General features: G+C 33.8%; 11 protein-coding genes. 2 read left to right on the plus strand and 9 right to left on the minus strand.

The window, feature by feature from the left end; all coding sequences use genetic code 11:
• Positions 1-5: 5 nt before the first annotated feature.
• The 4 genes from ACFFVB_RS17830 to ACFFVB_RS17845 all read right to left on the minus strand — a co-directional run bounded on the left by ACFFVB_RS17830 (position 6) and on the right by ACFFVB_RS17845 (position 10199).
• Positions 6-3227, minus strand: coding sequence for a SusC/RagA family TonB-linked outer membrane protein (locus ACFFVB_RS17830; RefSeq protein ID WP_382384584.1), 3222 nt, complete (start codon positions 3225-3227; stop codon positions 6-8).
• A gap of 655 nt (positions 3228-3882) precedes the next feature.
• Positions 3883-6114 (minus strand): alginate lyase family protein, encoded by a 2232-nt coding sequence (locus ACFFVB_RS17835; RefSeq protein ID WP_382384585.1) that lies wholly within the window; start codon positions 6112-6114, stop codon positions 3883-3885.
• A gap of 33 nt (positions 6115-6147) precedes the next feature.
• On the minus strand, positions 6148-8505 hold the full coding sequence (locus ACFFVB_RS17840) for a polysaccharide lyase 6 family protein (RefSeq protein ID WP_382384587.1): 2358 nt from the start codon (positions 8503-8505) through the stop codon (positions 6148-6150).
• 356 nt (positions 8506-8861) lie between these two features.
• Positions 8862-10199 (minus strand): Kelch repeat-containing protein, encoded by a 1338-nt coding sequence (locus tag ACFFVB_RS17845; protein ID WP_382384588.1) that lies wholly within the window; start codon positions 10197-10199, stop codon positions 8862-8864.
• A gap of 245 nt (positions 10200-10444) precedes the next feature.
• Between ACFFVB_RS17845 and ACFFVB_RS17850 the strand changes: the two genes are divergently transcribed.
• A complete protein-coding gene (locus ACFFVB_RS17850; RefSeq protein WP_382384589.1) occupies positions 10445-10939 on the plus strand; it encodes a c-type cytochrome in 495 nt (164 codons plus the stop codon).
• 72 nt (positions 10940-11011) lie between these two features.
• Here ACFFVB_RS17850 and ACFFVB_RS17855 read toward each other — a convergent pair whose 3' ends face one another.
• From ACFFVB_RS17855 to ACFFVB_RS17870, 4 genes are all read right to left on the minus strand, one after another.
• Positions 11012-11371, minus strand: a complete 360-nt coding sequence (locus ACFFVB_RS17855) for a hypothetical protein (protein ID WP_382384591.1) — start codon at positions 11369-11371, stop codon at positions 11012-11014.
• Between the two features lie 55 nt (positions 11372-11426).
• Positions 11427-11873: a universal stress protein gene (locus tag ACFFVB_RS17860; protein ID WP_382384592.1), complete on the minus strand. Its 447-nt coding sequence runs from the start codon at positions 11871-11873 to the stop codon at positions 11427-11429.
• A 122-nt stretch (positions 11874-11995) separates the two neighbouring features.
• Entirely contained in the window at positions 11996-14350 is a 2355-nt protein-coding gene (locus ACFFVB_RS17865; RefSeq protein ID WP_382384593.1) for a TonB-dependent receptor domain-containing protein, read from the minus strand.
• Positions 14351-14511: 161 nt separating this feature from the next.
• Positions 14512-15105: a DUF502 domain-containing protein gene (locus tag ACFFVB_RS17870; protein WP_382384595.1), complete on the minus strand. Its 594-nt coding sequence runs from the start codon at positions 15103-15105 to the stop codon at positions 14512-14514.
• Between the two features lie 243 nt (positions 15106-15348).
• On the opposite strand from ACFFVB_RS17870, the gene ACFFVB_RS17875 reads away from it, so the two are divergent.
• The gene (locus ACFFVB_RS17875) at positions 15349-15885 is read left to right on the plus strand and encodes a lipid-binding SYLF domain-containing protein (RefSeq protein WP_382384597.1); all 537 of its coding nucleotides are present in this window, start codon (positions 15349-15351) and stop codon (positions 15883-15885) included.
• An 80-nt stretch (positions 15886-15965) separates the two neighbouring features.
• Here ACFFVB_RS17875 and ACFFVB_RS17880 read toward each other — a convergent pair whose 3' ends face one another.
• Complete coding sequence (locus ACFFVB_RS17880) at positions 15966-16520, minus strand: helix-turn-helix domain-containing protein (RefSeq protein WP_382384598.1); 555 nt, start codon at positions 16518-16520, stop codon at positions 15966-15968.
• Positions 16521-16543: the final 23 nt, after the last annotated feature.

The raw sequence follows: 16543 nt of genomic DNA on the forward strand, positions 1-16543 counted from the left end.
ATTATTTAAAATTGAAAGTTAAGCCCTGCTGAAATGGTTCTAACTATTGGACCATCTCCTCTTTGGTAACCCGCTGTTAATGGTGTATTCGCATTATCTGAAGTTTGACCTGCTGCTTCTGGATTAAATCCTTCGTAATCACTAGCTGTAAAGAAAAGTAAGTTTTCTCCAGAGATATAGAATCTTAGTCTATCGATTTTGTACTTAGAAGTAAATGATTCAGGAATCGTGTAACCAATAGTTACGTTTCTTAATGCTATAAATGAAGCATCTTGAATATGATCGTCTGTAAATCTTCTGTGTACTGTTAAGTCTCTGTCTGGGAAGTTAGCGACTTCATTTACTGAAGACTCACTAGCGTAATACAGCTGATCTAAATCTGCTACTCTTACTTCTCCTCCTTGAGATCCTTGCCATTGCATTGCGAAATCGAAATCGTACAATCTAATGTCTGTATTAACACCCCAGTTAAAATCTGGATAAGGGTTACCTATTTCCGTTCTATCTTCATCATCGATAATACCATCGTTATTTAAATCTTTTACATATACATCTGCAAAATCATTATTAAATCTATTGAAAGGATTGTCTACCCATTCTAATGGAATTTCTTTTTCATAAACCCAACCGTAGAATGATGTAATAGGCTGACCATTTCTAGCGATAAATTCTGTTGCTCTGGTATCTTGATCAATTCTTGAAATAATTTGATCGTTTTTACCTAAACTCACAACCTCATTTCTGTTTAAAGAAAATTGTCCTGAAGCTCTCCAACTGAAATTCTCTGTAGAGATAATTCTAGCGCTTAATTCAATTTCTACACCTTCATTTTTAACCTCTCCAAGGTTTTGTAAATAATTATCTGTTCCGTAAACACCTGGTACTGGAGCAAAAAGGATTAAATCTTTACTACTTCTAGTATAGTAATCTACACCTAATGTAATTATTCCTCTACCAAAAGTAACATCGACACCTGGGTTAAATTCTACTAATTGTTCCCATCCTAAATCTTGATTTGCTAATGTTACCGCTTTAACTCCTGTTACGCCATTATAACCAACAGTACTAAACGTTTCTTCGAATCTGTAAAGTGAGTTAAAAATGTTACTTGTAATTTCGTTAGAACCTGAAATACCGTAACTCGCTCTTAATTTTAAGAAGGTTACAAAATCACTAGACGATAAGAAATCTTCGTTAGACAGCACCCAACCTACAGAAGCTGCAGGGAAGAAACCAAATCTTGTGTTTGTTCCAAATCGAGTACTACCATCTGTACGCGCAGATAATTGCACTAAATATTTTTCGCTATAGTTATAATCTATTCTTCCGAAGTATGATACTAATTTATCTGTACCGTTATCTGTAAATGTTGTTCCTCCGTCTGCAAGAGCAATGTTGTTATTAAAATCGTTAGTATACCCTACCGCTTCAGATTCTTGAGTGTAAAAATCTCTTCTTGTATATTCGAAACCAAACACTGAGTTAAAATCGTGTTTACCAAATGATGTGTTATACTTAAGTAAAGATTCGAATGCATATTGATTTAATTCATCTCTAGACTCTAAACGGAAAGATTCTTGATCTCTGTTTTCTTGTCCGTATAAGTAATCGCTATTATTTGATTTGCTATGTCTGAATACACCAGAAATACCTTGTCTAAAACTAAGACCTTTCGCTAATTTAAAATCTAAATAAGCAGAAGTGTTTAAACTTAATTTTTTAGATAATCTAGAACGTTCTAAGTAATGTACTAATGGGTGAACGTTTTTAGTTGTAGATAATGTTAAACCACCAGAAGTTAAATCGCTAACTAAAGGAAGACCTGTATTAGGATCTCTAGCAATAGCTCTTGGATTATCAGGATCTACAGTAAACACGTGATCGAAAGCTCTTGAGAAACCATAACTACCAACACCTAAATTTTCGAATAATTTACCCGCATCAGTCGATACTCCTGGTTCTGTAGAAAAATTAGTTACATATGGCATATGCTCTTCAGTTAAGTAAAGCGGTAAATGACCATATTGTCTTAATGGATCTGTAAATCTTGTTGGTACTCTAACTTGATCATTATAGTTTGCAGACAAGTTAGCACCAAACTTAATTTTCTTATTTTTAGACTTACTATCTACTTTTATTCTTGCATTAAACTTAGAGAAGTTATCGTTTAAAACTACCCCTTCGTCTTCAAGAAAACCTAAAGAAGCCGTATAGCTTGTTAAATCCGTTCCACCTCTTACTGCTAATGAATGATTTTTAATGAAACCACCATTAAAAATTTCGTCTTGCCAGTTTGTTTCACCACCTCCTAAAGAAGCAATAAAATCCATAGCTTCTAATTCTGCATATGCATTATCATAATATCTATTAATATCATCATATCTTGAACTACTTGGAGAAATAGCGCTTACAGTTTCCTGTAACCCATTTAATCTATTTCTTTCGTCGTTAATAGTGGTATTAAAGTTATCGTTGTTGGTTGTAAATTTATAACCCGTAAACGTGTTATAAGAGAAAGACGTTTTCCCCGCAACACCTTCTTTTAACGTTACAAGGATTACCCCATTTGCACCACGAGAACCGTAAATTGCAACAGAAGACGCATCCTTTAATACACTTAAAGATTCAATGTTGTTGTTATCGATAGAACCTAAAATATCTGGCTCTGAACCTAAAACAACACCATCAACAACGATTAATGGAGACGAAGAACCAGTGATAGAACCAGGTCCTCTCATTGTAATCTTAGGATCCCCACCAGCCTCAGAAGACACGGTTTGAATTCTTAAACCTGCAACCTTACCTTGTAATGCATCTTCTACACGCGATACAGAACGATCTACGATTTCCTTAGAATCTACTTTAGTTAAGGCACTTGTTATATTCTTTTCCTTTTGGTCACCGTAACCAATAATTACGACTTCGTCTAATTGAGATACATCCTCAACTAAACTTACATTCATTGATGGATTGGCTTGTACTGTCTTAGTTTGAGACACGTAACCAATGTAAGAGAACTGTAAAGCTTCACCTTGATCTACTTTAATTTCATAATTTCCATCAAAATCTGTAGTTGCTCCACGAGATGTTCCTACAACAAGGACATTTACCCCCGGAATCGGGACACCCTGTTCGTCTGAAACGAGACCCGAAACTACATCCTGTGCAAACAATGCCGTGTTTAGCAACAGAACTACATACAATACTAATTGTTTTTTCAAATTCATTTGTTGTTGTTTTAGTAATAAAAAATTTAGAACTTTTTTTAAGACTAGTAATCTTAAACTTTCAATAGAAAACAAGCTCCTGTGTTCTAAATAACTGCCGACGCAAAATGTATTTAATTCAATTTATTTTGCAACAGCACCTACTTTTAAACAGTAGCAGAACCACTTGATTTACCCCAAGAAAAGTAGAGGATAATCAAATAATTTTGTTTCTAAATCAGTAAAAAATAAGAACTAATCAATTTTAAGGTTTGTTAAAAAAACCAATCTGGTTGACCAGATTGGTTGACCAAAGATATATTAATTATATGTTAAAAAAAAATAATGCCACAAAAAAAAGTGCCTTTTAATAATAATTATTAAAAGGCACTTGATCCCACAGTATATTTCTCAAAACTAGAAACATACCCTATTTTTTATTGCAATTTTACTTGGCTATAAAGCCTTCATATTTCGAACTAAATACATTAATTAATTTTCTCGATTCTTTTGCGGTTTCTCCCGTGCTTAAATGGCTCTAAAACACATTAAACACCTTCAATTGTTAATTAAAATACAAATTAGTGTTCGTGAGCCGTAAATCTCTAACCTTGTTTTTAATTAAAGAAGTCTTCAAAATAATTTTAAATCTTACGACGTATTTAGTCCGTAAAAATTATTGTTTTTTAAAGTAGCTTACTCCCGTCCAAGTATAAACTTTAGCGTTTAACTTTAACTCGTGTTTCTGAGTTTTTGAAGCCTCCGAATTTGACATAATAAATACAAATTCATCACCATTCATCATTGTGATTTGAATAGCAGAATAATCTACACCACTTTTCAATACACTTAGTTTTGAAATACTAGAAAATGCATTTTCAGAAAACTCACTTACCGAATTATAACTACCATGTGTCTCAAGAACTGAAGCAAATAATGCACTATCGGTATTCTTTCTTACTATTAAAACAGGATCTGGTCTTAAGTTGTACTCTGGATCATTTGCACCTATACGTCCAAAAATTAAATCATCTTCTGCATCTGCTGTAGTTGTAAGTGTAAAAAATGTATCATGACTTCTCCACGTTAACGCAGCATCTCCAGTTGTAGAACGTCCTGACCCTTCTTTCCATAAATGTTGGTATCCATGATCTTTACCTAATGTAGAAAGTGTCTGATACTTCTCATAATCGAAACTTGTTGATATCACTTGTCCTAAATAATAGAATGGCAAATCGAACTGATGCTTCTTATCTGAATTTACTTGCATTAAATCTAAAAGCACTGGTTGCTCAAAACTCTCGTTGTTAAGCATTACCGTTGTGCGTTGCATTACAGTTCCTGGGTAAGCGTTAACCTCTTTTGCACTTGAAATTTGAACATCTGGATTTTCGACATCGAACACATACATATCTGAATGGTGTAGACTTCCTACGTCATATTTTCCACCAAAATGAGATGTTTCATCTTGTACTATAGTGTTATGAGCAATAGTTTGTTTTGCCCATGTTTTGTTTTCTTTTAAATAACCACCACCATTTTTTTGTTCAATATTTACAAAACGTGCTAATCCGTAATCTTGTAAGACTTCATTTCCTTCATGAAAAAGTGAAATAGATAATTTGTCGTAATGTCCGTGGCTTAATCCTTGCGCGGCATTTTTACCTACAAGTGTTAAGTCATCATTTTTAGTTGAACGTAATATAGAAATAGCACCTTGATCACCATCTGCACCATCTGTTAATAACAACGATTTCTTATCGAATGGTTTTGCTTTACCATCGCGAATATCCATTGCTACTGCTAAACCTGTTTGATCTAATTGTACGCGACCTTGTTCTTGCGCAATACTTAATAAGCTTGGGTCTCTATCTCCATAATAATATGCGATATCTAAAGCAGATACTAAAGACGCTGTATAATAAGACATTCCTTTTTGAGAATCATTTAAGGCAAAAAACTCACCGTCTTTATCGGTTAAATTCATTAATGCATCTACACCTTTTAATAACACACCATTTTTATGTTCGAATGGTTTTACTTCTGGTTTTACATTTTGTAATGCTTCACCAAAAATCATAAATGGGTACATCGCGTAACGCTGGTAATATGCACCTTCGGTATAATATCCATCTGGAGAAAAAGGCTCTTCTAAGTTTGCTAAGAAACCTGCTTTTTGTCCTTCAACAAAAATATCACCACCATCGTTATCTTTACCTGCATCTAATTTTAAATCCTTAATTCCGTATAATGCTCTATCCACTAAAGCATCGTCATCCATAACTAAGGCAATCATACCAACAGCGACATTCCCCCATGTACTATGGTTATGAATTCTGTTAAAAAACTGAGGTGTATCTACAGACAAGAAATCTGCCATAGGTTTAAAAAGGTTCTTTTCGATGTATTTAACTTCTTTTTTCGATAAGAAATTATACACACAATCGTAAGCCTGACTCGTATATACCAACCAAACCGAATCGTTTAAACATTGCCAGAATAATTTACCTCTTGCATACGATCTTTCTTGTGGGTGTCTTGGTAAGCCCGGAAACATTTTTGCGTATTCCATTAACATATCACGCACATAAATGGCATATTTTTCATCACCAAGAATCTGATACAATACACCAGCTTCTTGCATGGTTAAGTAATTTAATTTATGTTGCTCGTGTGTATACCCACCAGCCATATCTTTTGGCACAGGAACATCGATTCCTTTTAAAATCTGGGCATCTACTTTCTCTTTTACTTGAGCTAAAGTCGCATCAAATAAAGGAACATTCCCCAATTGTGCTTTAATATCATTAACCCCTTGTTTGGTTAAAATTAAATTGGGATGTTCTTGAGCTAATCCGTTTTGCGCAATAAGAACACAACAAATAAAAACGATTCTTTTTAATAACATAAGTGTTTGTTTGTTTGTTTGTTTGTTTGAAATCTACTTTATAATACCTAAATCTTTACCATTTGCACCTTTTCCCTTTAAAGGCGAATCGGTTGCTAACTCAAATGTATCTGTATTCGAAAATTTTGGATCTACAGAAAGGCTATTTGCTACTGTATATTTTTGATCTCCGGTAACTCGCATATCATCGACTTTATAAAAATCGTTGTTTAAAATATTCACGATTGGTTCTCCTACAACCAAATGCATGTCGACAGGTCTTGTTTCGTTGAAAATATTATTTTCAATGCGATTTGATTGCACACCATATAAAGATAAGGCTGCATCGTATTTATTTTTTTTACCAAAACCAACATGATTAAAGACATTGTTTTCCATTTCTAAAAATGGTCCTAATGTGCTTTCATCTTTTCCTCCTCTATACAATCTTAATGCCACACCTTGTACATCTGTAAGAATGTTATTTTTCATAATAACATACTCTGCATTATACGCTCCGATATCGTCTGTTTCGGTATCTAATGCCGCAATATGACCCGTGATGTTTTTAAATTTTGAATTTTGAATGCTTATTGTGTCCGCAAATGTTCCTTTACTTACACGCAAGACATCAAAAGAATGATTCACTATTAAATCTTCAAAATCACAATTATCGATAAACAATTTATAGTTGTTTGTCATCGATTTTTTACTCGTACTAATTACAGAGTTTCCTGCATAATCTGGAGCACTTGCACCATCAAATTTTAAATTCTCTAACGCTAAGCTTCCTCCGTTTTCGATTTCGAAAGCCATCATACGTTCAAATAAAATAATCGCTTTTTCTTTTCCTGAAGATTTAAAAGTAAGCGGGTGATTCACTTTTGCTGCTTTAGTTAAAACATAAGTCTCGCCTGAAGTTAATTCTATAATATCTCCTGGTTTAGAATCTCTAGTCGCAGCAGTTATCGTATTAATTCCTGGTTTTACAGCAATTGTATTTCCAGAATTTAGTGCTATGGTTCGATCTTCTTTAGAATACCAAGATGTTCCTGTATTTTCTTTAGTCCCAATCTTATCACTAATTATGATAGGTGTTTTTATTTTGTCTGAAGTCGGAATTAAGAATCCCTGTTCATTTTTTACTAATTTAATATCGGCAGGTGTAAATCCGCTAGCAATATCTGTATTAATATTCTGTCCTACAATATTGTCATGAAATGAAATTCCGCTAACATCATCGAAAGCCGTAAATATATTGTCTTTGTGGTCGTTGTAGAAAATATTACCTGCGATCTCTGTAGATGTTGGTGGCGCGCTACGTTCGTCATCACTTCCTGCACAGAATAAAATATTATCGCAATTCACGTACGTGTTGTTTAACAACTTACTATTCATAACCGGCATATAACGATTTGGAGTCGAATTAGGCACACCATTCATAACCACGAATGCACCTCTAAAACGATATCCTGTTACGCCAAATAGATAATTGTTTTTAACAATCTGATCTTCGTTTATAATTCTAATTCCTCCAGTATTTGGTTTGTTATTTCCTAGAAACACATTGCCTTCTACTAAAGTTTCATTTCCATGACGCATGGTTAACGTTCCTGTACACTCGAAAAAGGTATTGTATCTATAGATGTTGTTTGCAGATTTGCTAGATACCGTTTCTATCTCTCCGTTACATCTATCGAAATAATTAGATTCTACAATGGTACCAGAATTTTCTAATGCGTGATGACTAGTACCAATTCTTAAAGTTTCTCCTCCGTTATTTCCAAAGGTTGGACGAGGACCAAAATAATTATGATCTATTTGGTGATTATTTTCGACACTCCCTTTAGTATCTAAACCCACAATCATAGTCACTCCTAAATTCTTTTTACCAACAATATGATTATGATCTAAACGATTATTCTTTCCATAAATGGTTACCCAGTAATCCTGAACATGACGCTCTGGGTTATTAAAATTATCGATAACACATTCTGTTAAACGGCAATTATTAGCAAGTTCTTCTCTGTTTTTTCTGAATGAAATTACAGCATTTGTTGGCGTGTATCCATTTTTAAAAACAAGGCCTTTAATAATTAAGTGCTCTCCAGCAATTTGAAGGTTTGATTCTCCTTCTAAAGTGACCATTCCTTTTTCTTCTACAGTAAGCGTAATTGGATTTTCGGCAGTTCCTTTAGCATCAAAAACAAGCTCTGCATTATTCCAAACACCATTAGCTAACACAATTTCGTCTCCCGGTTTAGCATTAGCAACTGCTGAGTTAAACATCTCTACATCGCTTACTAAATTGTTTGATTTTTCGTTCTCTTTACATGATGTAAATAAGAAACTTCCGGTTAAAATAAGGACTAAAAAGTAGTTAAAAAAGACTTTAGACTCTTGTTTTATCATCGTTGTTTGTTTGTTATATAACTGGTTAACCAATTTGGTGTACCAAAAGTATTGATTTTTTTACGATTACAAAAGTTAAATCATAATAATTAATGAATTTGATAAAATCAAGAAACAAAATAGTTCAAATGTTGAAGAAAAAGTAATAAATAATGATTTTTATCATATTATATCTTGATTAAATCACTCCTTATAAAGCAATTTTTAAGCCTCTCTGTTGTGTTATATAATAGGGTATCGTTTAAAGCATATTCAAAAGCAGTCATCAAATAACATAAACTGGAAATACTTTAGACGCTTGCGCCTAACTTATTATATATGTATTAAAATGAATTTAAGAAACGGTAGTTCCAATTCTAATTCATTGTTTTAGATTGTAGAATTCTTGTTTTAGGAAACTCCCTTAAATCGATCGAATAGATATCCGAAGAAGGTGTGGTTTGGTAATACACCTCTGTATGCCCGCCTACGATGTACAATTTATCATTAGCATAAAAGAGTGAGGCTGCTTTTAATTTTAACCTAATATCATATTCATTTAAAACCTTGGCTTCTATATTATAGGTAAGTAATTTACCGTCATTAAATATGTAAATTATGTCGTTATACACGGTTAAGCTTGGATTTTCCATACCATAAAACAAATCACCTTCGGCTTTCCATGTCGCAGTTTCTAGATTATAAGATTCAATCGCTTTCAACACATCACCGTTAAAACCTCCAATTAAAAAGATTTTATTATTTACTAGTACACCACGAACTTCCTTTGGTTTTGTCATGTCTTTCAACGCATACCAATATCCAGACGTAATATTATAGATGTACGATTTAGCGCTATAAATTTTATCGCCATTTGCTTTCTGCTTGTTAGAGCCTCCCATAACAATAATATTATCCTGGTATGCCACCGAAGTAAAATTAATGGCTTGATGGGGATACGCATCATCCAACTCTAATACATTAGTTTCTATATCGAGGACTTCAATTTTATTTTCTAAATATTCTGTATTCTGACTTTTAGACAAAGATTTTCCGCCCAATACATATAGCTGATTATCTACTGCTACAACATTATGATAAGCTCGCTTTCTGAAGTTTAAATCTGAAACGACAACAGTATCTTTTTCGATGTCGTAAACTTGTAATTTATCGCTATAGTGTTTCCAAATAAGCTCGGGTTTACTTACGTTTTTAAATAATTCGGCAATCGATTCAGACTGCTGAAGTGCGCGTTTTTTAACATCATCTTTTATGGTTTTATCTCCACCAATTACATAAATCTTATCACCTATTAATGTTGCACCAAAATGATGGACACTTTCCTTTAACGATCCTATTTTTTTAAACGGTAAAGCCTCTTGTAATTCAAGCTCAGAATATAGGACAACCTCATTTAATTCTTCATTAATTTTAGATAAAAAGACGATGTAGTTTAAAGACTTAATCTCCTCGATTGTATAGTTTTTAGTCGCATAGCCCACACTAGAAAACGAGATAAAATCTGCTTCTAATTCTTTTGTAATCTCTAACACAAACACACCCTTATCATTGGTAACCGTTCCTTTTGATGTGTTTTCAGAATATATGTTTACATCCTCTAGAGGCATATTAGTATCTCTGTCCAGAACAGTACCTTTAATATTTTGAGCGGTTATTGTAAATACTGAAAAAAACAATAAAAAAGCAAGTCTCATTTAGGCGTTTATAAGTTTAGGGTACATAAGATTTAGATTGTGTACCAAACGATAAAACTACTAAAATACTTTTTAAACGAAAGTTATTAGCTGACTAATACCTGAGGATATATTACAAACTTATATGAGTTAAATGGTTACTTACACTTTTTCACAAAACCGACCTACAACATGATTATCATCATGTTAAATACATATATTTTTATTTAATTTTACATTTCCTTTTAATTCTAAAAATTATATACATGAAAAAACTACTCTTTATCGCACTTACTTTACTTATTGTTGGCTGTAAACAAAAAGAAGAAAAAAAATCTTTCGAATATGCGCCAAGTACTGGTAAAACCGTAGAAAAAGCTACACCTGCTAAGGAAAAAGCATCTTTTGAAGATATTGTTGATTTAGAAAACAAAGGAATTGGACCTGTTACTTCGGTAGAAATAAAGGAAGCTATAGACCAAGATTTAGCAAAAAAAGGAGAAAACTATTTCAAAATAAACTGTATGGCTTGCCATAAAACAGATCGTAAATTTATCGGACCTGCGTTAGGCGATATTACAGCTAAAAGAAGCCCAGAGTGGATCATGAATATGACTATGAATACTGCTCAAATGGTAAAAAAAGACCCCTTAGCAAAAGGCATTTATGAAGAATACGACAAAGCGCCGATGGTAACTGCACCTGTGAGTGAAGAAAATGCGAGAGCTATTCTAGAATATCTAAGAAGTTTAAATCCGTAACGTTTTACATAACTCGTTTTAAACATAAAAAAAAATCAGCTTAGTTTCTAAATTAAAACTAAGCTGATTTTTTTATTCTAGCATTTCATTATTGGCTTTTATACGAAAACAACGTTCTGCCCCCAAAAACGATGGATCACCATGTTTCTCCGACCAGAAACCATCAAGTATATCGGGAGTCAAACAGCGATATACCACAACACCTTTAAATTTCTTGTCCGCTTCTCCTAAATAATAGAAATTCACGACCAATATATTGTCTTTAAAAAATCCGCTTCCAAACTGCTCTTGTTCGCTATGAATTAACCAAGTTGCCTGAATACGTTTATCACTATCTACAGATAAACTAAGCGTACCTTCGTAGGTATGCTCACTATCGTTTTGATTGCTCCCCATTACGGTAAAAGTGCCCTCTAAATCTTCAATGGTCATTTAGTATTTATATTTTAAAACCTTATAAAGGCAATAGTACTGTTAAATTAAAGAATTACGATTTTTCCTTATCCAAAGGCACAATCAACAACGGAATTTTAGAATCTTCTAATAATTGCTCTGCTGTGCTTCCTAAAATCGCTCTATAGAAAAACCCATGACTTTCGTGCCCCGTAATAATTAAGTCGGCTTTTAATTTTTCTGCTTGCTCTAAAATAGTTTCAATGGTTGCTCCATTTACTAGCAAACCATCTGTAACTATACCGCGATCATTAAGTTCTTTAGAATATTTTTGGAGTAAACGATGTTCCTCTCTTAATTCTTCCGCACGCCCATCTCGCACCTCTTCAGGTCCTACATCATAACCAACAAAATCTGGATCGGGTGCCGCAATATGCATTATCCATAATTTAGATTTAAAAGCAAAAGCCATCTGAAAAGCGCGCTCTATCAAGACCTCTTCTTTTCCGTTAAAATCTATGGTAACTAATATGTTTTTCATGATTTCCTGTTTTTAATTTTATTGCACTCTAAGATACTAAACATTTACCTAAAATGCCATTTCATCGCCCTAAGCTATTGTTAATTATATTCAGAATAATGCTCACGATGTCCGTTTCTTTATTAACGTTTACCAGAATAAGTCATGGCCTCCCCTTTTCCGAATCCATAGCTAAAACCAAGCGTATAAAATCGGCCACGTGTACTTCTATTAGTATTGAAGTTATTGGCGTTTAAAATCGTATTTTCATAAACTCTAGATTCGAAAACATCCTTAATAGCAAAATTCACAACCACTTTACCTTTTAGTATTTTTTTACGTACACCAAGATCCATAAAAGTAAATCCTTGATTTTCGCTTTGCACTGTTTGATAATCGGATTCTAACTGCCCTGTAATTTCCAAATCGAAATCTGCAGGTAATGCTATTTTAGACGTTAACCTTCCATTCCAACGCTCCCCATTAAAATCGAAAGATTGCTCTTCGAATTCACCCTTACGCTGAAAGTAATTAAAGTTAAAATCTCCATTAAAAGTCAGCCAATTTAATGGCGAATACTTTCCGTTTAATTCGAAACCAAGTGCACCATTTGTTCCTACGTTTACTGGAGTAGTCACTGTTACGTTATCCTGAAACACAGACACACGCTCGACCACATCTGTAGTGTACAGATAAAACACACTAGAATTTAAAGTCGCTTTTCCGATTTTAAAAATCCCTGTGATTTCGTAAGAATTCGTGTATTCCGGTTGTAAATTCGGATTTCCTACGCGAATGTTATAGTTGTTTTTAATGTTGAAGAATGGGTTTAAATCCCATAAACGCGGTCTAAAAATACGCTTAGAATATCCCGCCTGAACAGAAAAATCGTCGTTAATCTTATATGAACTATGCACCGTTGGGAAGAAATCTGTGTATTCCTGATCATTCTCTTCGTCGGTATTCGCTAATAAGGTATACAACTTGGTGTCTTCAACACGAAGTCCCAATTTTACACCCCATTTTTCACCTTCGTAAGATCCTGTGCCGTAAAACCCAAACACCTTCTGATTATATTCAAAATCATTCGTCAGATTCGGATTTATAATCCATTCATTCGAATCAAATTCACGGACTTCATAATCGTTCCCGACATCGTTGATAAGATATTGCACACCTGTTTCAATAGTGATAGCCTCCGAAATCGGATTCGTATAATCTAATTTAAATGTATAATCGGCTTGTTGAAATGCTGTTTCTGTTTGCTGATCGACATTTACAATATCTCCGAAAGTGGTGGTATTTGTAAATTCCGATTCTTGATCTTTTCCAAAAAAACTACCTAAAGCACTAAACAATAAGGTATGCTCTTCATTGTTTTTAAACTCCTTTTTATAATTTAATTCGTACTGCCATTTTGGATTTGTAGCATCGGTAGTCTCCTCACGGAACCATATTGAATTTAAGGTCGAATTATCGTAAGAACTAAAATTAGTTTTAGACGGTTGGTCTTCGATTTCATAGGCAAAATTTCCAGAAAGTGTTAGCACATTTAAATCGTTTATATAATAATCGGTCCCTAAAGTTAAGTTGAAAAACGTCTCGTTTCTGTACTCTGTACCATCACTAATAATGCTCGAACCGGTTTCAAAATTTGTATTCTCCGACGTATTATCTCTAGGTAAAGACCGGTAACCACCACCAAATTGGGTAAACAAATTAAATTTCTCTGTTCTTTTATTTAAACTTACTCCAATACTATGGTTATCGGGGATTCCTGTATTTAAAGACATCGCACCATTTACACCTCTTTTATCTTCTTTTTTAAGAATAATATTTAAAATCCCTGCGGTTCCTTCTGCATCATATTTAGCCGACGGGTTTGTAATCACCTCAACACGTTCAATCATATCGGCAGTAATTGTTCCAAGCGCATTACTACTTTCGTCCGCTAGCACTGAAGGTTTTCCGTCGATTAATATTTGAACACCACTATTCCCTCTTAAACTCACAGCTCCTTCGATATCTACATTTACGGACGGTACATTATTTAAAACTTCTAATGCACTTACACCTGTGCTTGCTATATCCTGGCCAACATTAAAGATCTTTCTATCAAGTTTAAATTGTGTCGAAGAGACTTCTGCGCGCACCACAACCTCGTCTAAAGACTGCGCGTCTTGTTCCATATAAACCGTACCTAAATCGTATACAGAACCTGTAAAATCAAGATTCTTAAAGGTTAATGTTTTAAATCCGATAAAGCTGATTTTAAGATACACATCGGTAGACGTAACTTTTAAATTAAACGCCCCTGCCTCGTTTGTTGTAGTTCCCGTAATTGGTTTATCCGAATTAGAATCTACAATAACCACTGTAGCATACGGTACCGAAAGATTTGCCCCTTGTTCCAGAACAACGCCCTTTATCTCGACCTCTTGGGCATGTAAAGAGATGATACTACTTAAAAGACTAAGAAATATTAATAATGACTTCATGCAAACTTCTAATTTATAGTTTTTAGACGCTACAAACATAAGCACTTATATATGGAATTGCAGGTAGCGATTTACACTTAAATTTAGACGATAATTTTAACGCCAATAAATCAGTAATTATGAGGCTGCAGAACACTTATTCATTCAAGCCGTTTTCTAAATTATTTAGCGTTTAAAAACACTTCAGGATCCATCCCTTTTCCAAAATTACGCAAACCATTCATCGCTTGTTTCATCGTAATTGGAATATACTCGCAGTCTGAAATTAGCATATAGCGCACCTCCCCAGAATCCATTTTTGGGGCACCGGGCACGTAAATAGATAAAAAATCGGGTTGACTTTTATCGGTGATAAATGCGATAAGATAGACTGTATCGTCTTTTAGAAGAATAGGCTCCCAGAAACCTTGTTTTTGATAATCCTCTTCGTCTATAAATCTATATTTCATCATCTGAAAAGAAGGAAAACTATAGAATAGAGTTGTTTCAAATTTATTACTCCACTGTTTCAGAAAGCCATTCACAATAAAATAACCACTTAAAATACTAATTACAAAAATAATGAAACAGCTCACCAACACAACTGCTGCTGGCCCAAGCACAGAAGTTAATTGAAATTTCTCTGTCAGTGTATGTCCTAAAGGCATTAAAATACCGAGTGCTTTACCAAATAAAACAAACAGAATAAGGATAGGGACCACAACAAAAAGTGTTCCCGTAACAAGATAGCGTATAAGTAATCTATAACTCTTCATGAAAATTATTTATAGTTGAATTTCTTTATTCTGGTTATCGCGGTTGAAGATACTAAAGAATATAAAAAGTAACGAAATTAAACGAATCTAAAGCGCACAACACTCACAATGAGACACTAACGAAAGCGCTTCATTTTAATTAGTAAGCCACCCCATATCCCACGCAAGTAGGTAATCAAATAAAAATATTTATATAAAATGTTGTAATTTCAAGTTCTTAACAATTATAAATTATAAGATATTATGAAAGTATTAAAGCATGTATTTTTATTATTGGTTGTATGTAGTATGTCATTTACGTTACATGCACAAAGCAAAAAGGACAAGAAAATTATTAAAGAATCTGACGCTGCCGTAAAAACACTTTTAGAAGTTAACCCTGGATTGCGAACTTTTTTCGATAATTCGGCGGGTTGCGTTATCTTTCCAAATGTAGGTAAAGGCGGGTTTATTGTTGGAGGAGCTTCCGGAAATGGTGTGTTGTATCAATATGGAAAAAAGAAAGGCATGGCTAATCTAAAAGAACTAAATGTAGGTTTACAAGCTGGTGGACAGGCCTTAATTGAAATTATCTTTTTTGAAGAATTAGAAGATGTTGAAAAATTTAAAGCGGGTACATTTGAATTTGACGCCGGGGTTTCTGCTGTGGCTTTAAAAGCTGGAGAAAGCTTAGATGCCAAGTATAAAGACGGTGTGGCTGTATATACACACTCTAAAGCAGGATTAATGGCTGAAGCTTCTGTTGGCGGACAACGTTTTAAGTACAAAGCATTCGATTAATTAATTCTCTACGCACAAAAGAAGCGTTCAGAATTTTATATTCCGAACACTTCTTTTATGCGGAAAAATATAATAAAATATTATTTTCTTTCCCGTCGTTTCGACATAATCTTCTGAAATCCTGAAGGTGTCAATCCTGTTATTTTTTTAAACTGACCCGATAAATGGGCCACACTGCTATATTGCAAGCGATGCGCAATTTCTGTAAGTGTTAAACGATCGTTACTAGACATGAGTTCTTTGGCGTAATCTATCTTTTTTAAAATAACAAAGTTCTCGATAGACGAATAGGTGATTTCCGAAAAAATACCCGACAAATAACTATATGAATAATTTAATTTTTCTGAAAGTAAAGTAGACGTGTTAGAGCTTTTGCTTTCTTCGGAACTTTGAACCATGTCGGAAATAATGTCTTTGATACGTTGTACCAGAACATCTTTTTCGTCTTGGATAATTTCTATCCCATAGAATGCCAAATTTTCAATAAGGGCCTCGCGTTTTTCTTTTTTTAAATCTGAAGCCAATTCAATTTCTCCAATACCGTTTAATTTATAAGGAATGTTTAACATGTCTAGTTGCGCTTTTAGTACACGTTTGCAAACCACATGATAGTCATATTTTACAAATACTTTCATAAGCCACCTTTAAATTTGGCTGC

This window comes from Formosa undariae, from assembly GCF_042427615.1.
Classification (GTDB): domain Bacteria; phylum Bacteroidota; class Bacteroidia; order Flavobacteriales; family Flavobacteriaceae; genus Formosa; species Formosa undariae.